The 23,772-nt window shown below is 55.6% G+C and carries 26 protein-coding genes, 1 tRNA gene and 1 pseudogene; 24 read left to right on the top strand and 4 right to left on the bottom strand.

The features are described from left to right. Positions 1–44: 44 nt before the first annotated feature. Positions 45–121, top strand: a tRNA-Arg gene (locus ACW55A_RS24175). A gap of 438 nt (positions 122–559) precedes the next feature. Further along, on the top strand, positions 560–994 hold the full coding sequence (locus tag ACW55A_RS24170) for a DUF1493 family protein (RefSeq protein ID WP_455808411.1): 435 nt from the start codon (positions 560–562) through the stop codon (positions 992–994). A gap of 103 nt (positions 995–1,097) precedes the next feature. Here the strand turns inward: ACW55A_RS24170 and ACW55A_RS24165 are convergent, their stop codons facing one another. After that, positions 1,098–1,709, bottom strand: coding sequence for a hypothetical protein (locus ACW55A_RS24165; protein ID WP_455808391.1), 612 nt, complete (start codon positions 1,707–1,709; stop codon positions 1,098–1,100). 295 nt (positions 1,710–2,004) lie between these two features. Here ACW55A_RS24165 and ACW55A_RS24160 point away from each other — a divergent pair. The 14 genes and pseudogenes from ACW55A_RS24160 to ACW55A_RS24095 form a co-directional block, all read left to right on the top strand. Continuing rightward, a pseudogene (locus tag ACW55A_RS24160) lies at positions 2,005–2,605 on the top strand (transposase); the annotation flags it as partial. Positions 2,606–2,871: 266 nt separating this feature from the next. After that, complete coding sequence (locus ACW55A_RS24155) at positions 2,872–3,207, top strand: hypothetical protein (protein ID WP_005745763.1); 336 nt, start codon at positions 2,872–2,874, stop codon at positions 3,205–3,207. A 157-nt stretch (positions 3,208–3,364) separates the two neighbouring features. Then, positions 3,365–4,129: a hypothetical protein gene (locus tag ACW55A_RS24150; RefSeq protein WP_455808390.1), complete on the top strand. Its 765-nt coding sequence runs from the start codon at positions 3,365–3,367 to the stop codon at positions 4,127–4,129. A 60-nt stretch (positions 4,130–4,189) separates the two neighbouring features. After that, positions 4,190–4,960 (top strand): SDR family NAD(P)-dependent oxidoreductase, encoded by a 771-nt coding sequence (locus ACW55A_RS24145; RefSeq protein ID WP_455808389.1) that lies wholly within the window; start codon positions 4,190–4,192, stop codon positions 4,958–4,960. A 25-nt stretch (positions 4,961–4,985) separates the two neighbouring features. Continuing rightward, the gene (locus tag ACW55A_RS24140; protein ID WP_455808388.1) at positions 4,986–5,450 is read left to right on the top strand and encodes a GNAT family N-acetyltransferase; all 465 of its coding nucleotides are present in this window, start codon (positions 4,986–4,988) and stop codon (positions 5,448–5,450) included. Further along, on the top strand, positions 5,447–6,166 hold the full coding sequence (locus ACW55A_RS24135) for a hypothetical protein (protein WP_003339948.1): 720 nt from the start codon (positions 5,447–5,449) through the stop codon (positions 6,164–6,166). Before ACW55A_RS24140 ends, ACW55A_RS24135 begins: the two co-directional genes overlap by 4 nt. 131 nt (positions 6,167–6,297) lie before the next feature. Beyond that, on the top strand, positions 6,298–6,756 hold the full coding sequence (locus ACW55A_RS24130) for a hypothetical protein (protein ID WP_024682711.1): 459 nt from the start codon (positions 6,298–6,300) through the stop codon (positions 6,754–6,756). 125 nt (positions 6,757–6,881) lie between these two features. Then, positions 6,882–7,412 (top strand): GrpB family protein, encoded by a 531-nt coding sequence (locus tag ACW55A_RS24125; RefSeq protein ID WP_455808387.1) that lies wholly within the window; start codon positions 6,882–6,884, stop codon positions 7,410–7,412. A 119-nt stretch (positions 7,413–7,531) separates the two neighbouring features. Next, positions 7,532–7,837, top strand: a complete 306-nt coding sequence (locus tag ACW55A_RS24120) for a hypothetical protein (protein ID WP_039011496.1) — start codon at positions 7,532–7,534, stop codon at positions 7,835–7,837. An 896-nt stretch (positions 7,838–8,733) separates the two neighbouring features. After that, positions 8,734–9,090, top strand: coding sequence for a DUF4190 domain-containing protein (locus ACW55A_RS24115; RefSeq protein ID WP_003413911.1), 357 nt, complete (start codon positions 8,734–8,736; stop codon positions 9,088–9,090). A 16-nt stretch (positions 9,091–9,106) separates the two neighbouring features. After that, positions 9,107–9,547 (top strand): DUF805 domain-containing protein, encoded by a 441-nt coding sequence (locus ACW55A_RS24110; protein WP_455808386.1) that lies wholly within the window; start codon positions 9,107–9,109, stop codon positions 9,545–9,547. A gap of 85 nt (positions 9,548–9,632) precedes the next feature. Beyond that, positions 9,633–10,070 (top strand): GFA family protein, encoded by a 438-nt coding sequence (locus ACW55A_RS24105; RefSeq protein WP_072365239.1) that lies wholly within the window; start codon positions 9,633–9,635, stop codon positions 10,068–10,070. A 227-nt stretch (positions 10,071–10,297) separates the two neighbouring features. Then, positions 10,298–10,663, top strand: coding sequence for a histone-like nucleoid-structuring protein, MvaT/MvaU family (locus ACW55A_RS24100; protein ID WP_003435103.1), 366 nt, complete (start codon positions 10,298–10,300; stop codon positions 10,661–10,663). Between the two features lie 148 nt (positions 10,664–10,811). Further along, positions 10,812–11,123: a hypothetical protein gene (locus ACW55A_RS24095; protein WP_498811678.1), complete on the top strand. Its 312-nt coding sequence runs from the start codon at positions 10,812–10,814 to the stop codon at positions 11,121–11,123. A gap of 148 nt (positions 11,124–11,271) precedes the next feature. Here ACW55A_RS24095 and ACW55A_RS24090 read toward each other — a convergent pair whose 3' ends face one another. Continuing rightward, entirely contained in the window at positions 11,272–12,159 is an 888-nt protein-coding gene (locus ACW55A_RS24090) for an SDR family oxidoreductase (RefSeq protein ID WP_455808385.1), read from the bottom strand. A gap of 97 nt (positions 12,160–12,256) precedes the next feature. Here ACW55A_RS24090 and ACW55A_RS24085 point away from each other — a divergent pair, with 97 nt between their 5' ends. Both ACW55A_RS24085 and ACW55A_RS24080 read left to right on the top strand, forming a co-directional pair. Continuing rightward, entirely contained in the window at positions 12,257–13,078 is an 822-nt protein-coding gene (locus tag ACW55A_RS24085; protein ID WP_003367631.1) for a helix-turn-helix transcriptional regulator, read from the top strand. A gap of 283 nt (positions 13,079–13,361) precedes the next feature. After that, entirely contained in the window at positions 13,362–14,036 is a 675-nt protein-coding gene (locus tag ACW55A_RS24080; protein WP_455808384.1) for an HAD family hydrolase, read from the top strand. A gap of 101 nt (positions 14,037–14,137) precedes the next feature. Here the strand turns inward: ACW55A_RS24080 and ACW55A_RS24075 are convergent, their stop codons facing one another. Then, positions 14,138–14,392, bottom strand: a complete 255-nt coding sequence (locus ACW55A_RS24075) for a hypothetical protein (protein ID WP_003367627.1) — start codon at positions 14,390–14,392, stop codon at positions 14,138–14,140. Positions 14,393–14,475: 83 nt separating this feature from the next. Then, entirely contained in the window at positions 14,476–14,946 is a 471-nt protein-coding gene (locus tag ACW55A_RS24070; protein ID WP_455808383.1) for an Lrp/AsnC family transcriptional regulator, read from the bottom strand. A gap of 540 nt (positions 14,947–15,486) precedes the next feature. Between ACW55A_RS24070 and ACW55A_RS24065 the strand changes: the two genes are divergently transcribed. From ACW55A_RS24065 to ACW55A_RS24040, 6 genes are all read left to right on the top strand, one after another. Continuing rightward, positions 15,487–16,641 (top strand): cysteine desulfurase family protein, encoded by a 1,155-nt coding sequence (locus ACW55A_RS24065; RefSeq protein WP_498811677.1) that lies wholly within the window; start codon positions 15,487–15,489, stop codon positions 16,639–16,641. A gap of 115 nt (positions 16,642–16,756) precedes the next feature. After that, positions 16,757–17,536 carry a hypothetical protein gene (locus ACW55A_RS24060; protein WP_002555833.1) on the top strand — a complete coding sequence of 260 codons (780 nt, stop codon included), beginning with the start codon at positions 16,757–16,759 and terminating at the stop codon, positions 17,534–17,536. 1,231 nt (positions 17,537–18,767) lie between these two features. Then, a complete protein-coding gene (locus ACW55A_RS24055; protein ID WP_239989843.1) occupies positions 18,768–19,574 on the top strand; it encodes an energy transducer TonB in 807 nt (268 codons plus the stop codon). 53 nt (positions 19,575–19,627) lie between these two features. Continuing rightward, positions 19,628–20,335 carry a MotA/TolQ/ExbB proton channel family protein gene (locus tag ACW55A_RS24050; RefSeq protein ID WP_002555938.1) on the top strand — a complete coding sequence of 236 codons (708 nt, stop codon included), beginning with the start codon at positions 19,628–19,630 and terminating at the stop codon, positions 20,333–20,335. Next, positions 20,335–20,736, top strand: coding sequence for an ExbD/TolR family protein (locus ACW55A_RS24045; protein WP_002555939.1), 402 nt, complete (start codon positions 20,335–20,337; stop codon positions 20,734–20,736). The genes ACW55A_RS24050 and ACW55A_RS24045 overlap by 1 nt, the downstream gene beginning before the upstream one ends. A gap of 204 nt (positions 20,737–20,940) precedes the next feature. Continuing rightward, positions 20,941–23,661, top strand: coding sequence for a TonB-dependent receptor (locus ACW55A_RS24040; RefSeq protein WP_498811676.1), 2,721 nt, complete (start codon positions 20,941–20,943; stop codon positions 23,659–23,661). The last annotated feature ends 111 nt before the right edge of the window (positions 23,662–23,772 follow it).

The following is a 23,772-nucleotide window of genomic DNA, read 5'->3' as shown; positions in this document are numbered from 1 at the left end:
AACTGGACGCCCCGTACCCATGTGAGTATCATGGCGCCCGCGTCGCACCAGTAGCTCAGCTGGATAGAGTACTGCCCTCCGAAGGCAGGGGTCGTGGGTTCGAATCCCGCCTGGTGCGCCATCTTTTGCAGTCTGGATGTGTCTTGAGTTGTGGACAGTCTATGAAATGCCCGAAGCCCGCCTTGTGCGGGCTTTTTTGTTTCTAACCTTCTAAAATGATGCCATAACCTGAACGTACTTGCGTCAAGGTTGGCTCTGCTGTGCTTCAGGATTTTTTGGAGAAATGGTCCCACCTCCGGAAGTAAAAAATCCTTACTTCGATCAGTACATTGGCGCATTTGCAGGTCGAGCCATTCCAATGGTTGGCTAAGCTTACACAGCACCAGCACTAGAACTCATTGGCTATAAAACCGTTGTTGCCTACCATAACATGGTATGTGCTGAAGATCAGGTGTTCTGAATGAGTAAGGATAACGTGGAGTATGAGCTGCTGAACGATATAGTCAGGTGTATTCAAGAGGTGTTTGAATTCAGCAAAGATGCATTTTAAGATCTCAGCCTGGCCACGGATATTAACCGTGAGCTGAGCATCGAAGGGGACGATGCCAATGAGTTGATGCCCGAGTTCTTTGAGCGTTTTTCCATTAGTATGGATAACTATGATCCTTGCAGATATTTTGTACCTGAGGGGTATGATTTTTTTGCCTTTAAACGAGGCAAGGAAAGGCGAGGTAAGATTCCTATAACTCTGGGTATGCTGTATTTGGCTGTTGAAATGAAAATCTGGGACACACAAGAGTTAGAAAGCGTAGGGTTCAGTCCTACTCCGCTTTATAACTGTACGTCTAAGGTTTCTTTGGAAGTTTATAACGTCAATAATAAAATAGAGCTTCTCATTCGCGCGCATCTCACTCGCTTTTGCGTATCCGTTAGACCTCTGTCCATTAGCCTGTTAGGGTCGATCGTCGAACTGCCTGCCAACGTAGAGCGCTAAAGCATTGTGGTTATCACTACACCTCAACTCTGGGCGTCCCCTGCCCAGAGTCGTTCAAGTATCTATACATCTCGAAGCCTTATCGCATGGTGCACACAATTTCTCAATTTGTAAACGGAAGATTAAGCTGAAGGACGTTCAGCCTAATGGACAACGGATTGGGTTCAGTGGCATTAGTCACTGAACGACACCTAGCCGATGCTACCCACTCATTTCCAATGGAAATTTTATTTTCAAGTGAAATAAAAGATCCCGCGTCTGCTCTAATGCAAATCGGTTGATTAATTCCAAGTCTTAACTCTCCGAGCGGCACCGCAAGCTGACCATTATTCAGCGGGCCTGACTTACCTAGTGCCGGATCATGCCAGTACATGCTCCACCCATACAAATTGTCGTCTTTAAGGCTACCCTCACGACGAGTAGCAGCTTTAAAAAAACTATAATTGAAATCTTCAGGTTGTATTTCAGAAATCACATTCCAGTAAAACGCCCCGTTTTCACTTAAGAACTTAATCTCGTAGCTTTGTACGTCATCCCGATAAAGGAATAAATATTGAATATTACGGTTGGTCACAGTAGCCATCGATAATCGATTTCCAGTATAAGCTGCTGCTGGCGATACGCCTGACTGGTATTGTGTAAAACCAATAGCGCCCAGTGAGTTATCTTGGCACATTGTGGCAAGAAAAGAATACTTCTGATTGAAAATGATCACGTCAAATTTTCCTTATTTGATGAGGTGAAAAGCTAGTTAATGGCTAGATAAATTATTGGGCGATCAGCAGTTGGCTATCGCTATACGCAACCATAGCTCCGTCTTGGCATAGGCCTTAGACTTTTTTCGACTAGCGTAAAAAATTAACGATGGTATCCAGGAAGCAGTCGTGGTTGATAGGTGCTTTCTTTATAATTATTCAAAATATTTTTTTGGTTTTTATAATGATTAAGGGAACTCTGAAGAAGACTATCAGATTCGACAAGATGTCTAATCGTAACCGCCGAGGGGCCCGATGAAGCAGAGGACCTTTGCTGGTGCCGGGTATGCTGGTAAGCGCAAGCAAACCCGTAAGGGACGTTTCCTGATTGATCTGGATCAGAACCCTGGAAGGGATTGATCAATCTGATTGAGCCTGGCCGTCCCGCCTATCCATTAATGGCGATGCTGCGCATTCATTTGATGCAAAACTGGTTCGGCTACAGCGACTCCGATATTTATCGGAATATGAAAGGACACCAGTATTTCTTCGGCATGCAAGCGCATGTCGACGAAGATGCCGAGTCGAGTTTAGTACGTGGCCTGGCGGGTACCGCAGCAAGTGTGGCGGACGTGACTCGCATCGATCAGTTGAAACCTAGGTCATTGGCGATGCAGTCTAGACCGGCGTGGACAAGCGTGCGAGTCATCAGAATCGTTAGATAATCTGCTCTATCGCTGTACGCCCGAGCAGTTAAAAACATGGCAAGAAAAGTTTGATCGTACGCGTGCGTCGCAAGATTTAGTACGCGAAAGCCCAGGTTTGGGCGAAGGTTGAGCATCCATTTCGTGTGATCAAGCGCCAGTTTGGTTATATAAAGGTGCGGTCTGAAGGGCTGGTCAAAAACACAGCACAATAGGCCATGCTATTTACCCTACCGAACCTCTAGCTGCTGGCCATGGGAAAGGTGCGCCTGCAAAGCGGGGAAACGTCTCGGAAAGTTGCTATTGGCTGGTAGGCGCCGCCCCGCTACAGCCTGAAACAGCCCACTCTCGGAGTTTGCGGCAGCACAGTCGTGAGGGCGCTGTAAAGCAATTTCAAAAAAACACCTCAAGCACCAGCCCAACGAGTAAAGTACCGCCGCCCGAGACGTGGATCCGGGTTTTCCCATGGAGTTTCACCTTGAAGTCATTTAGCAAAGTCGTAGCCGCAGCAGTATGTGGTCTGGTTCTGGCGGGTTGCACCGGCACCCCTATGAAAACCCCGCAATACGACAGCAGCCAATACACCGTCGTCGGTCACAGTGAAGCAAGCGCCACCGGCCTGATGTTGTTCGGTCTGATCCCGATTCGTCAGAACGACCGTTTCGTTCGTGCGCAGAACAGCGCCATTCAGGCCAAGGGTGGCGATGCGCTGATCAATACCCAAGTGCAGGAGAAGTGGTTCTGGGCCTGGGTTCTGAACGGCTACACCACCACCGTTTCTGGTGACGTGATCAAGCTGAAAACCGCTAAATAAGCACTGCCCGTTTTCAGAAAGCCCGGTTCGCCGGGCTTTTCTGTTTCTGGCGATTGGCGGATGCGCTGCCGAGCGATGGAGCAAGCGCTGACATGCATCGTTACCCACCGCCAAAAGGTTTAGCATTCAGCCCACTTTCGGATGTGAAGTTTTCTGCATGACGGCCTTCTACCTCAAGTTACTCATCACCCCCGCGCTGATGCTGGCTATTTCATTGGCGGCAAAGCGCTGGGGTACCGGTGTTGCAGGGCTGCTTTCCGGACTGCCGATGACCTCGGCGCTGGTCATGCTGTTTCTCAGCCTTGAGCAAGGCACCCAGTTCGCCTCGATGGCGGTGCCCGGCGCACTGGCCGGGCTGGCGGCGATTCAGGCGACTTACCTGTTTTATTTCCTGGTCACTCGACGCGTTTCAGCGTTGACGGGATGCATCCTGGCGCTCGCGGTGTATGGCGCGACGGCCTTTGTGGTGAACCTGTCGGGCTTACTGGCGCTGTCGATCATCTTCACGCTGCTGATGGTTGGGCTGATCGTCGTTGCCACCTCGAAACAGGCTCCGCCGAACGTAGCGTCATATGTTGCAATGCCGCGCTGGGTCATTCCGATGCGAATGCTGACCGCCACCCTTCTGCTGCTGGCGATTACCGCAAGCGCTACCTGGCTCGGGCCGGTGATCAGTGGGCTGCTGGCGCCGATCCCGGTGATCGCCTGGCCGCTTGCAGTGTTCGTCCACGTTCAAGGCGGGCGTTATGAACTGGCGGCGATAATCCGCGGCAATGCCATTGGCGCGGTCGGGGTGGTGAGTTTCTACCTGACCCTCAGGTACTCCATAGTGCAATGGGGCGCGCTTCTGTCTATCGCAACTGCCGTTTTGCTGGCTGTGGTGGTGACGGCTGTGTTGGCGCGGTTGTTGGCGAGGCGGTAGTGCCTATAGTTGTTTCACAGACGTTAAAAAACACTTCAGCCATGCTCCTCAAGGTGCCTTATGAATTTGATACCGGAACTGAACAGCGAGGCTAACGTGCTGATATGCGGAGCCAGCCGAGGTATCGGCTTGGCACTGTGCGCGGCATTGCTTGCTCGCGATGATGTGGCGCGGGTATGGGCGGTCGCGCGACAAGCCAGCACCTCCACAGAACTGGCAACGCTTGAAGAGCAATATGGCCAACGCATCAAACGCGTCGACTGCGACGCGCGCAATGAACAATCCCTCGAAGCGCTCGTGAGCGAGACGCTTGATGGATGCGAGCATCTGCACCTCGTCATCAGTACGCTAGGCATTCTTCATCAGGACGGCGCAAAAGCAGAAAAGGGCCTGGCACAACTGACACTTGCGAGCCTGCAGGCGAGTTTCGCGACCAACACCTTTGCACCGATCCTGCTGCTCAAACACCTACTCCCGTTATTGCGCAAACAACCTTCTACCTTCGCGGCGCTCTCCGCGAGGGTTGGCTCTATTGGCGATAACCGACTGGGTGGCTGGTACAGCTACAGAGCCAGCAAAGCTGCGCTCAACCAGTTGCTGCACACGGCCAGTATTGAGTTGAAACGCCTTAACCCGGCCTCTACTGTCTTGGCAATACACCCAGGCACGACTGACACGGAGCTGTCTCAGCCATTCCAGGCGAACGTGCCCGAAGGCCAACTGTTCGAACCGGCGTTCTCGGCGGATCGCATCATTGAGGTGGTAGGCGCACATGGACCGGCCGACAGCGGGACCTTCTGGGCCTGGGACGACAAGCCTATTGTTTGGTGACTTGTTTCACTCACCAGGGCAATGCATGAGCCAAGTGGAAATTCGACACATCACCCATCTCCCACCGCAAATTCTCGCACTAGAGAAAGAGGCGATTGGAGAGGGTTTCAGGTTTATCACCCGCCTGATTGCCGAGTGGCACTCCGGGGCAAATCGCTTCGATGCCCCCGGCGAATGCTTTATGGCAGCGTATTTGAACCAGCAACTAATAGGCATCGGAGGCCTTTCAGTTGATCCATACGTCAAAACGAACACGGCAAGGCTACGACGCGTTTACGTCAGCGCTTCGTCAAGAGGGCACCACGTGGGGCGGACACTGGTAAAGGCGCTGGTTGCGCATGCAGCTCAGCGTTTTCAAAGCTTGCGCCTCACCACCGATACCTCTGCAGGCGACGCGTTTTATCTGCAGTGTGGATTTTTGCGAATAGATCATGACGATGCCACCCACTCCATGTGCTTGAGCCCCATAGCGAGAACTATCGACGTATGAATTTGGCCCGCGAAAACATCCGAGAGTTTCTTATCAATGGCGTCGTTGTGGGTGATCTTCTTTTACCCACGCACTATGCAGAACTGGATCGTCTTGATGATTTTCAGGCTGGCTTTCGGACACATGGGAATACCGGTGTAAGCCTGGTATCCGATACTGAAGGCGAATGGAATCCAGACTGGTATGTCCTTGCAATGACCGGGCTGGACGACCCGGTTTTTATTGCAGCGACCGAAGCTCCAAGCGGCTATCCCGTCTATACCGCAGCCCACGGAGCAGGTCGGTGGGACGCAATACGGATAGCGCCGAGCCTTGTGGCGTTTCGCCGTTTGCTGGAAGCATTGGCAGAAGTGAATGATGACATCATCGAATTCAGTCGCTTGATCATGGCCGAGATCGGCTCTGCGAATCAGTACTGGCGTGAAGTAATCGATGCGCGCCAGGAAGCAGAGCTCCTGGAGCAATCGCCCGCTGAAGTCAGTGCCTATGACCCGGCTGATTTTGAAAGCGGCGACTTGATCGTTACTGCCCTGGGCCTTCATAAGCTCAAGGTTATTCAGCTAGTCAGCAAAGGGAGCGAGTTGTCATTGAAGGAAGCACTGGCACTTGCCGACGCGTCTGAATTCAACGCCAGAAGCGGTACAAGACGTCAACTGCGCCAATTGCGCGACCAACTGGAAGCCTTCGGCGCAACAGTCGAATTCCGGCCCGATTGACGGCTGAGCGCATACCCAATTTTTCATTGGTAGATCGTACTCGACCAGAAGCAGCGCATCGAGCAGCGCCGTGTTGCCAAGTAAATAATAACGAGTGTAATTGCGCCCTACCTCCCTTCCGGTCCACTCATATGCAGCTCAGCGGACTCACCCTTGATCGAATCAACCGGCCAGGTTCTTCATTGGGCGGGTGTACCGTTACAGAGCGTAGCTACCTGGATTTCCGAATCGACGGGTGTTCGGTCCTGGATATGCTTACGAGCGCTGACGGTGGTCATTCGGATTTCATGACCCCCTTTGCCAGTGGTTTTGCCCAACAAAATCAAGCATTCGTCGCCGATCTCCTATGCTGGGATCTACCTGAAGGACGGGCTGCCCGAGTCATTATTTACATCTGCCCAGAGTGCGCGGACATTGGATGCGGAGCCTATTCTGTAGAAGTTGAAAGGAGCGATACCGGCATCGTCTGGGATTCATTTGCGTATGAAAACGGATATGAATCCCCTCGTCCAATCAGCGGTATTGGCCCATTTGTGTTCGATTCAGATGAGTACAGGCGGATCATCATCGAAGCGCCGGTACTGTGCTAAGTAACCTCGACCAGATCCAAATTCGAACTGCTGAATCGCCGTACTGTCGAGGTTCTGCTATCAGTCCCTGGCAACTGCACATGCCTTGAGCGAAACTTCGGTGCATTAGCCGCCCAGGAACGGACATGGCACTGACCAGCAAGATCACTCCCTACACTCCGGCGTGGCCTGCCCGATTTCTGGCAGACAAGCCATTAATCGCTTCTGCTTTTGGCGATGAACTGATTGCCATACACCACGTTGGAAGCACCGCTGTTCCAGGGCTCGCGGCGAAGCCCGAGATCGATGTGCTCATCGAGGTTAACGATCATCGCCATGCCTCGGCGCGAGACGAGGTGTTAATGGGTTTGGGATATGTACGAGGAGATGATCTATCGGAAGGGCATCATTTCTATCGGCGTAACGTGGCTGGTATTCGCACGCACAAGCTTCACGCTTGTACCCGTGACCACCTTACGATCACCCAGATGTTGGGGTTCAGAGATTTGCTTAGGCGCGAGCCCTCGGTGCGCCTGCAGTATGAAGCGCTGAAGCTTCAGCTGGAGTCGAGCAATACCGGTGGGATGGCGGAGTATCTGGAGAAAAAGTCTCCGTTCATTATCGCGGCGCTACTTCATGCCGGTATATCCATTCGTGAACGACCGATGGGCTGCTAAGCGACACGGGTATCAACTGTCCGCTTCGGGTCGAAAGCTGTCCGTCGTGGAGTCAGCGCTGCGACTCTTCGGCAAATGGTGGTACAAACTGAGCATATGACAGCATGGATAGAGGTGGAATGAATCAGCTGAGTCCCGATCTGCGCGAAGACCTCCTCGAAGTGCTGGATGAGGTCTCTACACTGATGTCCGCTGAATATGCGCAGCTTGGCCCCTTGCCTGATGATCATCCACTGGCACAGTCAGGTCTTGAGAATGGGGCAGAAATCGTTCTGGACTACATCGCGCATGGCGAAGCGGGTGTCGCACTCGATCATCTGTTCTACATGATCAAAGAGCCTCCTCTCGCTATCTCTGCCAGATCTGCCGAGAAGCTGGCTCGGCTTGCCAAAGTGTTCGAAATGCCCTTGAGCTGGAGGGCATGAGGTCTGATCGGATAGTAGAACAGGACGCGCCATTGTCGGAGCGGAAGACGGCTATCGGCCAAAAGCAGGCATTCTGGTCACAACCCCGTGAAACACGAAAACCAAGGTAAAGCAGCGTCACTGCTATGCCCTTTGTACTCTGCTTGTCCTCGAAGATCATGCATACAAAAAGACAAACTGATTGTGGCTGGAATAGACAGAACGTTGAGCATCCAGAGAAAGACATTGCTGGATTCAAACCATAACAAGGCGGCAATGTTAATGACCACAAGGACGATTATCACGATATTGCATTTCAGGTGCTGACGCCTGAAGGAGGCAAAGCTATCCCAGTTATAAATCAGCCACGTATGAGAAAAGACTCCGCATTCGGGGCACTTATGGGTGGGTGGCACCCTGATAGGGAGATGGCCACAGCTGGGGCATCGAAACTTGGCAGCGTTATCCACTGTTGGATTATGTTCCTGATTACGTTTTCTGGGCGGCTGATTTTATCCTAGCACTATTGGCTAGAGGGACGCATGCGCCGATTTCTGCCGATGATGGCCGGCAGCTTAGGCCTAAAGCTGCCTGATCAAGCATTGACCAGACGCATGAAGTGGGTGACATGGACATCTTCTACTTGCGTGAAGCCGCAGCGCGATTGAAAAGCGTCTTTTCCAGAAGTATCGATAGAGGACTCACGTTCTGAAAGTGTTTCAGCCCTTGCCCATCGCCACGGAAGCGATCAAACCAACGTAAATAACTGACTGCAAAACACCTAAAAACGTCGTGCAGTCGCCAAATCTATAAATAAAGCTAACTAATTCTTGGCAATACAAACCTTTTAATCCAGAATTTGCAGGCGTTCAATCGCTTGCTGGTGGTCTGAAAGCTACTCGATATAAGGAAATAAAATGGCGATGGTCTTCTGTCGTGGCTGCGCAAAGGAAATACATGAAACGGCACTCAACTGCCCGCAATGTGGCGCCAGTCAGGTCTCCGCAACTCCCGCGCAACAGCTACAACAAACTGGCTCTCCGTGGATGGCTATCGTCTCTCTGGTGCTGGGCATCCTCTGCTCGCTGGCGCTGTTCGACGATGGTGAATGGGATCTGGATACCGTCGTCGGGCTCGGCATGTGCTCGATAGCCGGACTGGTTCTGGGCGTTATCAGCATCAACAAAAAGTTGCCTGGAAACGGAATAGCGATAGCAGGCACTGTCTTGTCAGCAGTATCGCTGCTGATATTTTTTGGATTAATAGCTAACTGATTTAGGGAAGAATGAGATGGTATTTTGTCGTGGTTGTGCAAAGGAAATCAGTGATGACGCTGGTACGTGTCCGCACTGCGGGGCACCGCAGCTGGTTGTTTCGCCAGCCAGTGCGAGCACCGATAACCCGCCTGCGTGGAGCTGGTACACAGACGTTCTGAAAAAATACGCGGTGTTCACGGGCAGGGCACGCAGAAAAGAATACTGGATGTTTTTTCTGTTCAACATCTTGATCTCGATTGTCCTCGGCGTTATCGGCGGGCTGATAGGTGATGGCGGCATTATCGCTAACCTTTACTCCCTGGCCGTGTTGGTCCCAGGTATCGCGGTGGGTGTTCGCAGGTTGCACGACACGGATCGCAGCGGCTGGTGGCTGCTGGTACCGATTGCTAACCTCGTGTTTTTGATTCAGGAAGGTCATCCAGGACCTAACCGTTTTGGGCCAGGTCCTAAGTAAATACGGTGTGAAGATGTGGTCGTCTGGCCACATCTTCAAAGGCTTTTCGCTGCCGCGCAGCCCATAGATGGAGGCACTGTTTTATATGGACACCTCTGACGGAACGTTACAAGGCACCTGCCATTGCGGCGCTGTACGATTTCAAGTTCGGCTGAGTGACGGGTTTAAGACCGTCCGGCGCTGCAACTGCTCCTACTGCCGCATGCGCGGTGCAATCGCGGTTTCGGCAGCCCTGGAGGATATAGAGATCACTTCTGGCGAGGCGATGCTCAAGCTCTATCAGTTCAATACCCGGCAAGCGAAGCATTATTTTTGCTCACAATGTGGGATATATACACATCACCAGCGACGCTCCAACCCGGCTCAATACGGAGTTAATGTGGCCTGTCTTGAAGGCGTCAGTCCATTTGATTTTGAAGAGGTTCCAGTCAGCGAAGGGCGAATTCATCCGAAGGATAGAACGGCAGGAAGCGGGTCGAACATCGCTGGATACCTACGCTATTTCCCTACTACTACTTCCTGAGATGAGGTAGATCGCTTGGGCGACCTCAATGACTGCTCTGGTCGAAAGCTGATGATCCTGCGCCCGGAAAATCGCATTTTCTGAAAATAACCGGAAGCTCGGGCAATCCGGCTTATGGTGTTACTCCAACGTATTGAAAGCCAACCGACCTGCGGAAAATAGGCTGAACTTGTAACGGGCGCGATCTCTCTCAATAACTACGCACACCTGTTTATAAGGAAAACACCATGTCCAAACTCGCAGAATACCGCCAGCTGGAAAAGCACCTCGCCGAGCAACTCCAGGCACTGGAGACGATGAAGGGCGACCAGGGGCTCAAGAAGGAAATCGAGTTCGAAACCAAGCTGCGCAAGCTGCTTGAGCACTATGGCTTCAGCCTGAAGCACATCATCAATCTGCTGGATCCACAGACCTCGGCCCGCGGACAGACCGCTGAAAAGCCTGCGGGCAAGCGTAAGCCGCGCGAACTCAAGGTTTATAAACATCCGAAAACCGGTGAAGTGATCGAGACCAAGGGTGGAAATCACAAGGTCTTGAAGGAGTGGAAAGCGGAGCATGGTGCCGATGTTGTTGAGGGCTGGCTGAAGAAATAAAGCCTTGCCGCGTGCAACTATCGATTGATCGATCTTGATCCTTGCGTCGACTCATTACCGTTGGCGCGGTGGAATAGCCGACGCCGGGAACGATCCGCGGCGGCTATTCGTCAGACCTGTATCGGCTCACTGAAAAAGGTACAGCACAATGGACAAGGCAATGGAAAAGACGATCACCGTGGACCAACTGGCTAAAACTGACCTCAGATCAGTTAAAGAGATATGGCTTGGTGATACCCATACTCAGCTATGTCTGTGGCGTGGCGAACAAATCGTCACACACGACATGCTCAGCGAGGGTACCCACGATCAGAACAATAGTCGCCTGCACTTGCAACTGGTCAACCCTGACGACCGGGCTGCAGTGGCCAGCGTCGAGGCGCTCGTTCGTGAGCGGCTGGAAAGGATGGGAAGCAAGGGTGAGTTTTATCCCGCTGAGAATGCGGATACTCACCAGTAATCACGCTGATTACACGCGATTCTGTAGGGTCCTTGGACTGCGTTGCCAGACTGTAGATGTGTGACGCAGAGCGTCACGAACTGCATGCCAACGCAGAGCATTGGCACGATGATCATCTGCAATTGCAGAGTTGTTCCGCCTGCAGACACTACCCCTTCAAACAATCTCCCAAATCCTCAATCAAACCTGGCCCCTTGGGCTGCCAGTCCAAGCGTTCGCGTGTCTTGTGGCTCAGGCTGCTCATGTCCTTGGTCGCGAATGTCGACAGCCAGCCAAAGTGTGCGGCAGCTTCATCGGCGGGCAAGGCCAACGTGGGCAGGCCGAGGTGTTCTCCGATGGTTTCGGCAATCAGGCGGAAGGTGATGCCTGATTCGGCAGTCGCGTGATAACGAGCCCCCGGCTGATGTTTCTCCAGAGCCAGACGATACAGGCGCGCCGTGTCTTCAAGGTGCGCTGCGGACCACTGATTAAGGCCTTGGTCGATATAGGCCGAGCAGCCTTTCTCCTTGGCCTGTTTGATGACTTCGCTGACCAAGCCCTGTTTGACCGGGTTATGAATTTGCGAGAGTCGCATGACGACTATGTTGACGCCACGTTGCAACAGCGCCTGCCCGGCGAGCTCCGATGCGACGCGAGGGTTGGGATGGGCTGGGTCGAAGTAGTCCTCGTCTGCGGCCTGCCCGGGTGCTGAAGAGCCCATCGCCGTGCTGGAGGTGATCACCAGCGGGCGCGCAGAGCCTGCCAGCGCAGAACCCAATGCGTCGATAACGCGAGCGTCCTGCTGGCAGTTGGCGACGAAGTGCGCGAAGTTGTGATCAAACGCCGTGTGAATCACCGCGTCGCACTTCTCCACGCCACGCTGAAGGCTGGACAGGTCTTCGATATCACCGCGATGCGGATCGGCTCCCATGGCAAGTAGAGCTCGATCCCCGGCTTCCGAACGTGTCAGCCCCACTACCTGATGGCCTGCGTTGATCAGTTCCCAAGTGACGCGAGTGCCAATAAAGCCTGTGGCGCCGGTTATAAATATGCGCATAGTCAAATCTCTCTTTGCTGAAGTCGGCAGAGTGCGCGTAACGTTTATCCCGTAAAAGACGTGACGTTATCAGGGTATAAAAACCAACAGGATCATCATGGCCAACCCGCTGGGAACGTATTTGAAGGACTGTCGGGCGCGTCTGGACCCCGCGAGTCTGGGGCTTTCCACTACGCGTCGACGCACGCCAGGCTTGCGTCGGGAAGAAGTTGCCCAGCGCGCCAATATCAGCGCAACGTGGTACACGTGGCTGGAACAAGGACGCGGCGGCGCGCCGTCTGCTCAGGTTCTGGACCGGATCGCGCAAAGCCTCCTGATGACCGAGCCCGAGCGGCAACACCTGTTCATGCTCGCTTTTGGTCATCTGCCCGAAGTGGTCTACAGCGCGCCCGAGGGCGTATCGCCACGCTTGCAGCGTATTCTGGATACGCTCGCGTTCAGCCCTGCTTTTATCAAGACCGCCACTTGGGATGTTCTGGCCTGGAACAACGCTGCTGCCGCCGTATTTACTGACTACAGCCTGCTGCCCGTAGAGCAGCGCAACATCCTGCGCCTGATGTTTTGCAATGCTGGCACGCGTGCAAAGCAGGACGACTGGCAGGCCGTCGCGCGCTTTATCGTCGCCGCATTCAGGGCCGACGCGACCCGTGCCGGAGCCGCCTCGGAACTCCGTGAACTCGCTGACGAACTCTGCACGCTCAGTGCTGATTTCGCTGCTTTGTGGCGCGACAACGATGTGCGTTTGCAGGGCGAAGGCACCAAGCGCCTGAGGCATCCGGTTCATGGGCTGATTGAGCTGGAGTATTCGGGTTTCGCAGTGGATGGCCGGCCGGATCTGTCGATGATTGTTTATAACCCGGTTACCCATGAGGACGCAGCGCGGGTTCAGGCGCTGGTGGAGGGTTACGTACAGCGTTAACGCGGCTGGAGAGTCTTCAAACCGACTGGAAAGCCATCAGGCTTTTCTGCTACCAGGCCGCCCTCCCGCCCGAAAGATCGAACCGCCATTCCATCACGTACTCGAAAGTGTGTGACCTCAAAAAACCAGCCCTTTCCCTCCATCTGGCAATGCCGTATTCGAAGCCCCGGTACAGCCCTCGCTTCATTGATGATCGCCGCATTCCGACACCGCCGAACAGGTGTCGACCACAACGCCCCGAACCTCGCCAGATGGTCAATCCGCATTCAAAAAGAGTAACCCTATGAGACCGCAAACCTCCTTCATCTTTGACCTGGACGGCACGCTGACCGACAGCGTTTATCAAAACGTTGCCGCCTGGAAAGAAGCACTGGACGCAGAAGAAATCCCGCTTGCGATGTGGCGTATTCACCGCAAGATCGGCATGAGCGGCGGACTGATGTTGAAATCACTGTCGCGTGAAACCGGCTTGAACATCAGCGAAGAACAAGCCGAACGGCTCAGCGAGAAACATGCTCAGGCTTACGAGCGGCTGCAAGGACAGATCATCGCATTGCCCGGCGCCGTCGAGTTGCTGGAGACGCTCGACAAGGAAAACCTCAAATGGTGCATCGCCACCAGCGGCGGGATCGATACGGCGACGATCAACCTGAAAGCGCTGAAACTGGACGTCAAAAAGATCAACATTGTTACGCGCGATGACGTGAGCTATGGCAAGCCTGACCCCGACCTGTTTCTGGCGGCTGCAAAGAAGATAAACGCTCCGATTGACGAGTGTCTGGTGATAGGGGACGCGATCTGGGACATGCTGGCGGCACGTCGCTGCAAGGCAACCGGCGTCGGTCTGCTGTCGGGTGGCTATGACATAGGCGAGCTTGAGCGTGCTGGCGCGTTAAGGGTTTATGAGGACCCGCTGGATCTGCTGAATCATCTGGACGAGATTGCTTCTCGGCCTTGAGTCGGCGTATTCATCATCCCCAACCTCTGTGAACAGCTCAACGTCCCTTATATGAACACGTTTGAGCTGTTACATCACCTTAGCGCCATATTTGTGCTCCCTCAGCCCGGCGAAACACCACCACCCTCATCCGCGACGATATCCGGGTCATCCGAATACACTTCCGGCTCGTCATCTTCGTAAGCCTCGTCGCCTTCCGTGCGTTTCTTGACCTCGTCGCCGCGTTCCGAACCTACACCGGGTCTGTTCGCATTCATGGCGAGGACCGGGTCTGCTTCACGATCGTACTGGCCGAGTTGCGGGCTGGCGGGGTCTTCTTTGGGCACGCTGTTTGTGAGTATGTGATCGGTTGTCATGTCAGCCACCTTTTTCGTTTGCCAAAGAAAGTGGACGTGGCATCGGGCTGAGGGTTCGATTCAATCGATGAGCGTGGCGGTGCTCAGCCGCCAAACGATGCGTATTGCAAGGGCAGGCCGGTGGTGAATTTGATCTGTTCCATGGCGAAGCTGGAGCTTACGTCGCTGATCCCGGGGATGCTGATCAGTTGTTTGTACACCGCGTCGTACCCTGCGATGTCGGCTACGACGATGCGCAGCATGTAGTCGGTGTCGCCTGCCATGCGGTAGCACTCGACTACTTCAGGCAGCTCGCCGACGGCGGCGTGAAACTGTTCGAGCCAGGCGGCGTTGTGCTGGTTGGTGCGGATGGCGGCGAAGACGCTGACTGAGACGTTCAGCCGTTGCGGATTGAGCAGCGCGACCCGGCGGTCGATGATGCCGGCCTCTTCCAGCTTCTGGATACGTCGCCAGCACGCGGTACTGCCCAGGCCGATACGCTCGGCGATGTCCGCCACCGAACGGGTGCAGTCGGTTTGCAGGATGTTGAGGATTGCCCGGTCGAATTTGTCCATTAGCGGTTTCCTGCGTTAGTCGCTTTACACTGATCGTTCCTCACGCTCCGCGTGGGAATGCCTGTCGTGACGCTCTGCGTCACCCAACGGTGCAGCCCCTTGAGTTCCCGGATTGGACGCGGAGCGTCCAGAACTGCATTCCCACGCGGAGCGTGAGGAACGATGGTGTCTGGCTACGATCTGCGCCTCACGCAGCATGACTATCGTGCCAATGCTCCGCGTTGGCATGCATTTCGTGACGCTCTGCGTCACCCAACAGTGCAGCCCCTTGCATCCTCGGATTGGACGCGGAGCATCCAGAACTGCATTCCCACGCGGAGCGTGAGGAACGATGGGTGTCTGGCTGCGATTCTGCGCCTGAAGCAGCATCCTAGAATTTTTAATCGTAAAAATCCAAGCGTAAGCGAATATTTTTTCGCTTTGGCTGCTCGTATCCGTGTAAATATCAAAAAATTTTCGCCTGCGGATCAGTAATCTTTCAAGCAGTCGGTCTGGTAATGCCAGCCCTTGATTTTGACTCGATTACAAAGCGAATTGCCCATGACCACTTCTGCGCTCTATCTGGATTACGCCGCCACCACGCCTGTTGATGAACAGGTCATCGACGCTATGGTTGCCTGCATGGGGCGCGAAGGTCATTTCGGTAATCCGGCATCCAGCGGGCACGGTTATGGGCAGGTGGCGCGGCAGGCCGTTGAACAGGCACGCGCGCAGGTGGCCGATGCGGTGGGTGCGCCTGTCGACACCATTGTCTGGACCTCCGGCGCAACCGAGTCCAACAACCTGGCGATCAAGGGCATCGCCCATGATTCCAGCGCGCAGCGCCGTCACATCATCACCAGCGTGCTGGAACACAAGGCCGTGCTCGACACCGTCAGCACACTGGAGCGCCAGGGCTTTCCCGTCACTTGGCTGAGGCCGGACGCTCAGGGCCTGATCCAGCCTCACGCCGTACAGGCTGCATTGCGCGAAGACACGCTGCTGGTATCGCTGATGCTGGTGAATAACGAGCTGGGTACGCTGACCGATATTGCCAGCATTGGCGCCTTGGTGCGCGAGCACGGTGCGCTGTTTCATGTGGACGCTGCGCAGGGCGTCGGCAAGGTGAAGGTCGATCTGGCGAGTCTGGCCGTCGACCTGATGTCGTTCTCGGCGCACAAGGCCTACGGCCCCAAGGGCATTGGCGCGCTGTACGTGGGCCCACGCGCGCATTCGTTGCTGAAAGCGCAGATCCACGGCGGCGGACATGAAGGCGGCTTTCGTTCGGGCACCTTGGCCACCCATCAGATCGTCGGCATGGGTACAGCCTTTGCGTTGGCGATCAGCCAGGCCGACACTGAAAACCGCCGTATCGAAGAGCTGAGTCGCCACCTGCGCGAAGGCTTGTTGAGCCTGCCGGATGTGCAGCTCAATGGCTGTCCGCAACAACGCATTCCGCACACCCTGAACCTGTGCATCACCGGCAGTGGCTTCACCAGCTCGCAGCTATCCCACAGCCTGGCGTTGTCCTCGACGTCTGCGTGCAACTCGGCCAGCAATGCCCCCTCGCATGTGCTGCTCGCTCTGGGCATGGACTCCGCCAAGGCCCTGGCCAGCGTGCGTGTCAGCCTTGGCCGCTACACCACGCAGGCAGACGTCGAGCGTGCCATTGAGGTGTTCAGCAAGGCGCTCAGCGCACCTGCTGCGTTCTGGTGACCAGTATTTTCGAGATCAGAAAAAGCAACAACAGAGCGATGTCGTTATAATGGCACAACCCGGCGGCTGCCAAGTGATGCTCACGGATCAGGTTTTAACCCTAAAGGAATAAGTCATGACCTTTGCTCTTCCAATCAGGTGTATTTTCCTGGCGTTTGTGACGACCGCCATCAGCCCCCTGGTTTTTGCCAAGATGTATACCGACTCCGACAAAAATGACGCCTACTCTCCCTACACCCTCTACATGGAGCACTGCAACAAAACGCAAGAGCAAGTGGATTCTCTGGAGGCTCAACAAGGCCCGCTGGACCCAAAAGAAGTGATCAACTCGCTCACTATTACTTCCTACTCCCTCAGCGCTGACAACTACACCCCCAGCGAAATGGGTGTGAGCGCAGAGGAGCTTGCGCGATGCAATGCCACTTACGCTAAAGCGGGTAAGTTACGCAAGCAGGCCGAAGCTACTCTGGCGGCCGCTCAGGCCATTGAAGACAAGAAGCAAAAGAAAGCCGACTTGATCGCTCACCAGAATTTACCTGAATACAAACAGGCGAGATCGTTGGGGTTCAAGGACGTAGGCAATATCACGTTTCTGAAAATGTATGACGACATGGTCGGTGACGCTGAGCTGAAGTCAACACTGATTAACGTTGACCAGCAATGCGGAAAGTATCTGCGGGCCACGCAGTACGTGGAGCCGTACGTCATTTATACGACTGACCCCAGATTCAATGGCCCATGTGGGTCAGTAAAAAGATTCGCGATCAGAGGAACCCGCGGCGTGAACAGCGGTGACTGGATCAACCCCGACGCCCAATTCAGATACGTCGGCTGGCAGAAAATCCTCGCACCCAACGGGTTCAAGATCCGGATACAAGCGCTGGAGCAGCTCTGAGTATCGAAGCGGTCCCTGACGCTCTGAAAAGTAATGCCCTTCCCCAGAGCCAGCCATCGCTGGCTGTCATCTTCTCCCATGTTTTCAAGTCAAGGCCCCGAACATCACCCGGCGGGGGCCTTTAGCGTCGATTACATGAAAATGTACCCCTCCAGATACAAAAAGACACAAATTGGCACAGATCTTTCAAGTGGAACGGTCGTGCCATAAACCAATGGTGCACGCTGCATTCATGGGGTGCCTACACGCACCAAAGTGCAGTTCACGGACGTCAGAGCGTCCACAAACAGTGCAGGGGAGCAGACCACAAGTCTCGCTGCCCGCCAGGAAAGGAATCTAGCTGTGCCCTATCAGTCTTGCGTCAGACCACCGTTACGCTGGCAATTCACACCTTGGGCATCACCTGCCTCAAGCGATGCCGGCACGGCCGCTTCAACCTTGTCCCGATCTGCGCGCTGTTATTCGACCGCCCTGCACGTCTGGACTTAAGACATTTCGCGTGTGCCTTGAATGTTCTGATGATGAATCAGCGCCTTGCACGCCTGTGCGCGTCATTAAGTACACACGGGGTTGTTTTTAATTAAAAGACGGTCGACCTATAAAGAGTGTCCGACACTTTATTTTGAGTGCTTTCATTTTGCCATCATCTAAAAGGGTGGCGTTTATTTCAATAACCACAACTGTCCGCACAACCGCCGTACCCACACGGAGTATTGTTTTTATGAGGCGCTGACCAACTAACGCACCAACGTGGTCCTAGTGACACAGTATTGGTGCATTTAAAAAAGTGACTTGCAGGTCATGATTTTTGAACGCGTCTGCTCATGCAGAGGGTCATTGTTTGCCTGTTTTTTTGTTCAAGGTCTTATTCATATCTGCCGCTTTGAAGTCAACGAAATCGGGAATCGATAAATAGTTATACGAATGCGACACCCGCTCTGCATCAGCGGTTCCAGCGAGGGCTTTCTGGCACAGCGGTTGCAGTGTAAGCATTCAGGAACATCGCTGTACGTCCCCGTACATGACGATAAGCAAGCAAGGATCTGCAATGTCAGTGCCCTGATTCAAGACGTCCTTTAACTGTTTGAGTTCGCCGTGTGCGCACCCACCGCGTTGCCCTGCCTATCCACAATATGCAGGTCTCCATCAATCGAACAGTTACCCATTGTTCGAGCGGAATCTTATTGCCCTTTAACTACCCGAGGGAGCGTTAATGAATGATGCGGTAATAATGAAAGCGGTCCCCTCTCCTTCGCCCGATGACACTTCGACGGCGTGGCAGGGTATTCCTTTCAGCGCCAATACGTCGCGTCCGGGCGGCCTTAACAAGCCGCAAGTAATGGTGTTGATTGCTGCGTCGGTCCTTATTCATGGTGCGATCTGGTGGTACATGCAAACTGCCCAGCCAGACGTCCCGGAAGTTGCACCACAAGTTCCGGAAATGACCATTGAACTGACCAGCCCTACGCCACCTGCCCCGGAACCGCCGCCGCCCGAGCCACCACCTCCGCCGCCGCCTCCACCGCCTCCCCCCGAACCGGAACAACCGGTCGAGGATCCGGACGCTGTCGAGCCGCCGCCCAAGCCAGTGGAAAAGCCCAAGGTCGAGAAGCCCAAGCCGGTCAAGAAAGTCGAGCCGGTGAAAAAGCCGACGCCGCCTGCGCCAACGCCTGCCGCCGCACCCAGCCCGCCCGCGCCGCCAACACCTGCGCCCGCGCCGCCGGCACCTGCTGCGCCACCGGCTCCGGTCAAGGAAAGCGCTGCGGTATCCGGGCTCGCCAGCCTGGGCAACCCGCCGCCGGAATACCCGGGGCTGGCCTTACGACGCAGTTGGGAAGGTCGCGTGATTCTGCGCATCAAGGTGCTGCCAAACGGCCGCGCTGGCGCTGTCGAGGTGACCAAATCCAGCGGCAAACCGGTACTGGACGAAGCGGCCGTGGAGGCTGTGCGCAACTGGAAGTTCATACCGGCCAAACGCGGTGACACGCCGATAGAAGGCTTCGCGACGCAGACCATCGACTTCAAGTTGCCGGAATGATCCGGCGCATGACAACCGACTATTCAATTATCAAAGCTGGTGAGGTTTAAACCATGAACGCATCGCTCTCTTCCATGATCGTCCCGGCCGTGCTCTGGGCACTGATTCTGTTTTCCGTATTGAGTTGGGCACTGTTGCTGATCAAGTCGGCGCAGTACGTGCGCCAGAAGTCCCAGAACAAACAATTCACCAAAGCCTTCTGGAGCGCACCGGACCTGCTCACCGCTGCCGAGCATTCTGCGCAATACCCCGGCGCGCTGGCGCGTATCGCCAATAGTGGCTTCGAAGCCATGGCGGTCGATGAGTCGCCGCGCACCACGCAACAACTGGCGCACACCATCAACCGCTCGGACCGTCTGGAGCGCAACCTGCGCCAGCAGATACAAAAAGAGCGTCGCGCACTGGAAAGTGGTCAGGCAATTCTCGCGAGTATCGGCAGCACCGCGCCCTTCATCGGCCTGTTCGGTACGGTCTGGGGGATCATGGAAGCACTGCAAAGCATCGGTGTGACCGGCTCGGCGAGCCTTGAAGCGGTCGCCGGGCCTATCGGTCACGCGCTGGTCGCCACCGGTGTGGGTATCGCCGTAGCCGTGCCAGCAGTGTTGATCTACAACTTCTTCCTGCGCCGCCTCAAGCTCGCCGTGGCCGACATGGATGACTTCGCCCACGACTTCGACGCCCTCGCCCAGCGCAGCGCCTTCGCGGTCACCCGTCAGCCCATCGCCAGCAAGAATGGCCATGCCGTTCGGGAGGCCAGCTAATGTCTTTCTCCACTCAGGACAGCGATGAAGTACTCAGCGAAATGAACGTCACGCCGCTGGTCGACGTGATGCTTGTGCTGCTGGTGGTGTTCATCGTCACCACGCCGCTGATGACCAACGCGATCAAGGTCAACTTGCCCAAGACCGACGCAGTCGCCCCCGCCGAGAAGAAAAACCCGGTGGTGGTCAGCGTCGATCAGGACGGCAAGTTCTACCTCGCCAAATCGGAAATCGCCCCGGAGCTGCTGGAAAAAAGCCTGCAGGACGAAAAGGCCAAGGACCCGGAAATCCGCGTTCAGTTGCAGGCCGATACCGCCGTGAATTATGGCCAGGTGGCCAAGGCCATGGCCTCCATCGAACGTTCCGGCATTACGAAGATATCCGTCATGACAGCGAAATGACGCTCGACTGACCGGGTGGCTTCGCCTCGCGAAGCCGTCTGACCCGACCCCCGTGAATGCGGTTGTCCGTGGGCTGAAAAGCCCTTGGAGGGGAGCGGCTTGCTGGAAAAAGAAGAAGTGGAACTCCCGCTCGGCACAACCGCGTCGGGAACAGAGGGCTCACAAGGCCATTTCAATAATGTCTGGATCAAGTCGGAACTAACCATGCTGATGAATCTTCCCGGTTGCACCCTCAAACCACTGGCCCTCGCGGTCCGGCGTCATCCACGTGCCCTGCTCTGTGCATTGGCCATGGGCATGAGCGGTGCCCAGGCGGCAGATGCCGTCGATGCGGATACCAGCGGCTCGGCCGTGTCCACCAGTGCAGCGGTTGTGCCTGCCACAACTCAACTGCAACGTGTAGAAGTCACCGGTTCGGCAATCCGCCGGGTCGATGCCGAAACCGCCGTGCCGATAACCATCCTGCGCGCCGACGACCTGAAGAAACAGGGCGTGACCACCACCCAGGAAATGGTCCAGCGCATTACCGGCAGCCAGTCGATCAACAACAGCGCAGGCTCGGTCGGCGCCGGAACAGGTGGTGCCTCGTTTGCCGATATGCGCGGCATCGGCGCCAACAAGACGCTGGTGCTGCTCAACGGCCGCCGTCTGGCCAATAACGCACTGTCGGGTGTGGGCACGCCCAACGGCAGCGCCATCGACCTGAACATGATCCCTTTTGCCGCCATCGACCGTGTGGAAGTATTGCGTGACGGCGCCTCGGCGCTATACGGGACTGACGCCATTGGCGGTGTGATCAACTTCATCACCAAAAAATCCCTGACCGACGGCAGCCTGACCCTGGGTGGAGAAACCCCGACCGCCAGCGGCGGCGGTGCCACCAAGGACATGAGCGCCAGTTGGGGCTTTGGCGATCTGGAGCAAGACCGCTTCAACGTCATGGGTGTATTCAACTACAACAAGCAGCAAAACCTGGACGCCAACGACCGCTCGTTTGCCAGAGATTACGTGCCAGGACGCGGGCTCAATCAGACCTCCGGTACGGCCTATCCCGGCAATTACTTCCAGGGTGACAACTCTGCGAACCCGCTGGGCAGAAACTGCGGCGGCCCTAACCTGATCGCCAGCAACGGCATCTGCCGGTTCAGCACCCGTGAATACATCGACCTGATCCCGCAAACCGAAAAGACCTCGTTTTTTGGCAAGGCCACCGGCAAGCTGGCAGACGATCATAACGTCAGCCTCGAATACTTCTGGGCTCGTAACAACAACCATACCGATATCGGGCCTGCGCCCCTTACCGGCCTGTCTCTGGACTCATCGTCGCCTTTTTATCCCGGCAACGGCATCACTCCGGCACCGACCGACTTTACTCTCGACCCGACCCAACCGATCAGCACAGCCTGGCGAGAAACCGCAGCCGGGCCACGCGGGTCCAGCGACCAGAACACCAGCCAGCGTTTCCTGCTGAACTTCGACGGCCTGGTGGGCGGCTGGGACTACAACGTAGGTGCTTCTTACAACCAGAACAAAGTCCTGTCATCGCTCACCAACGGTTATGTCAGTGACGCTGCAATGCTCAACGGCCTGGCCAATGGCACCCTTAACCCGTTCGGCCCGCAAACCGCTGCCGGTCAGGCACTGATCGATGCCAACGAATATCACGGCCAGTACTCCAGTGCTGTGGGCCGGGTGGCCGGGCTCGATGCGCGCATCAGCCGGGAAATCGGTGACTGGTTCGGTGCAGGCCCTGCGGGTCTGGCGTTGGGCGGCGAATACCGCAAAGAGAAAATGCATCAGCAGTACGAAGCCTACGTCAACGACATCAGCAGCCTGGGCGCAGATGCCGCCGGTAGCGTCGAAGGCGACAGGAGCGTCAAGGCGGAATACGCCGAACTGAACGTGCCCGTGCTGGACAGCCTTGAACTGACCGCCGCCGTCCGTCACGACAAATACAGCGACTTCGGCAGCACCACCAACCCGAAATACTCGTTCCGCTACCAGCCGTTCAAGCAACTGGTGGTCCGTGGTGCCTACAGCGAAGGTTTCCGCGCGCCGTCGCTTTACGAACTGTATGCCCCGCGCAGTACGACTTTCACCCAGGGCTATTACAACGACCCGGTTCTGTGTGCCGGTGGCGTCGTCCAGCCGGGTGGTAACGCCGGTCGTGATTGCCAGCAGCAGTTCCTCAACAATGGTGGAGGCAACACCGAGCTGGCCCCGGAAAAAGCCCGCAACATGACGCTGGGCTTCGTCTATCAGCCGGTCAACAACCTGTCGATGGGCCTGGATTTCTGGTGGATTCACATTTCCAACCAGATCCAGGCGTTCCCCGAGTCGACCGTGTTCGATGACCCCAACACCTACGCCGACCGCTACGTGCGCGCTGCCGACGGTTCGATCGCCAATATCGTCACCGGCAACGCCAACCTGGGCATCGTCAAGACCAGCGGTGTCGACGTAACCCTCGACTATCGCTTCCCGAACACGCCTTATGGTCAGTTCGGTCTGGGCATGACCGGCACCTATGTGACGCGTTATGACTTCCAGAACATCATCGACGGCCCGTACACCGACAAGGTCGGCGACTTCCAGGGCGACGGCGTGATTTCGCGTTGGAAACACGTGCTGACCGGTACCTGGGCACTGGGCGATACCCGCGCCTCCATCACCAACCGCTTCACCAGCGGCTACAACGACTACGACCGCACCACCAATGCGCGGGTCGCGTCGTATGCGCTGTGGGACATGTCGGTGGGTCATACCTTCGACAAAGTGCTGGATATCGACGCCGGTGTGCGCAACATGTTCGACCGCAACCCGCCGTTCTCCAACCAGGCCTACAACTTCCAGTCCGGCTACGACCCTCGTTACGCCGACCCGCTGGGCCGCACCCTGTTCGCCCGCGCGACTTACCACTTCTGAGTGTGACGACGTGGCCCATAACGCTCCGTGGGCCACGTCAGATTGCGAGCTCGCCCCCTCCGGCCCAGGTTTCATCCGCCTTCCCCGGCCGGGGGCTTTTTCGCAGTGTTC

The organism is Plantibacter cousiniae (nom. nud.) (genome assembly GCF_977070315.1).
This window is presented reverse-complemented; position numbering and strand designations above follow the sequence as displayed.

Excerpts from the sequence above, each read along its gene's own strand:
- ACW55A_RS24150 (WP_455808390.1), top strand. The coding sequence starts at position 3,365 with ATGACGGCCTTCTACCTCAAGTTACTCATCACCCCCGCGCTGATGCTG.
- ACW55A_RS24145 (WP_455808389.1), top strand. The coding sequence starts at position 4,190 with ATGAATTTGATACCGGAACTGAACAGCGAGGCTAACGTGCTGATATGC.
- ACW55A_RS24140 (WP_455808388.1), top strand. The coding sequence starts at position 4,986 with ATGAGCCAAGTGGAAATTCGACACATCACCCATCTCCCACCGCAAATT.
- ACW55A_RS24135 (WP_003339948.1), top strand. The coding sequence starts at position 5,447 with ATGAATTTGGCCCGCGAAAACATCCGAGAGTTTCTTATCAATGGCGTC.
- ACW55A_RS24130 (WP_024682711.1), top strand. The coding sequence starts at position 6,298 with ATGCAGCTCAGCGGACTCACCCTTGATCGAATCAACCGGCCAGGTTCT.
- ACW55A_RS24125 (WP_455808387.1), top strand. The coding sequence starts at position 6,882 with ATGGCACTGACCAGCAAGATCACTCCCTACACTCCGGCGTGGCCTGCC.
- ACW55A_RS24120 (WP_039011496.1), top strand. The coding sequence starts at position 7,532 with ATGAATCAGCTGAGTCCCGATCTGCGCGAAGACCTCCTCGAAGTGCTG.
- ACW55A_RS24115 (WP_003413911.1), top strand. The coding sequence starts at position 8,734 with ATGGCGATGGTCTTCTGTCGTGGCTGCGCAAAGGAAATACATGAAACG.
- ACW55A_RS24110 (WP_455808386.1), top strand. The coding sequence starts at position 9,107 with ATGGTATTTTGTCGTGGTTGTGCAAAGGAAATCAGTGATGACGCTGGT.
- ACW55A_RS24105 (WP_072365239.1), top strand. The coding sequence starts at position 9,633 with ATGGACACCTCTGACGGAACGTTACAAGGCACCTGCCATTGCGGCGCT.
- ACW55A_RS24100 (WP_003435103.1), top strand. The coding sequence starts at position 10,298 with ATGTCCAAACTCGCAGAATACCGCCAGCTGGAAAAGCACCTCGCCGAG.
- ACW55A_RS24095 (WP_498811678.1), top strand. The coding sequence starts at position 10,812 with ATGGACAAGGCAATGGAAAAGACGATCACCGTGGACCAACTGGCTAAA.
- ACW55A_RS24090 (WP_455808385.1), bottom strand. The coding sequence starts at position 12,159 with ATGCGCATATTTATAACCGGCGCCACAGGCTTTATTGGCACTCGCGTC.
- ACW55A_RS24085 (WP_003367631.1), top strand. The coding sequence starts at position 12,257 with ATGGCCAACCCGCTGGGAACGTATTTGAAGGACTGTCGGGCGCGTCTG.
- ACW55A_RS24080 (WP_455808384.1), top strand. The coding sequence starts at position 13,362 with ATGAGACCGCAAACCTCCTTCATCTTTGACCTGGACGGCACGCTGACC.
- ACW55A_RS24075 (WP_003367627.1), bottom strand. The coding sequence starts at position 14,392 with ATGACAACCGATCACATACTCACAAACAGCGTGCCCAAAGAAGACCCC.
- ACW55A_RS24070 (WP_455808383.1), bottom strand. The coding sequence starts at position 14,946 with ATGGACAAATTCGACCGGGCAATCCTCAACATCCTGCAAACCGACTGC.
- ACW55A_RS24065 (WP_498811677.1), top strand. The coding sequence starts at position 15,487 with ATGACCACTTCTGCGCTCTATCTGGATTACGCCGCCACCACGCCTGTT.
- ACW55A_RS24060 (WP_002555833.1), top strand. The coding sequence starts at position 16,757 with ATGACCTTTGCTCTTCCAATCAGGTGTATTTTCCTGGCGTTTGTGACG.
- ACW55A_RS24055 (WP_239989843.1), top strand. The coding sequence starts at position 18,768 with ATGAAAGCGGTCCCCTCTCCTTCGCCCGATGACACTTCGACGGCGTGG.
- ACW55A_RS24050 (WP_002555938.1), top strand. The coding sequence starts at position 19,628 with ATGAACGCATCGCTCTCTTCCATGATCGTCCCGGCCGTGCTCTGGGCA.
- ACW55A_RS24045 (WP_002555939.1), top strand. The coding sequence starts at position 20,335 with ATGTCTTTCTCCACTCAGGACAGCGATGAAGTACTCAGCGAAATGAAC.
- ACW55A_RS24040 (WP_498811676.1), top strand. The coding sequence starts at position 20,941 with ATGCTGATGAATCTTCCCGGTTGCACCCTCAAACCACTGGCCCTCGCG.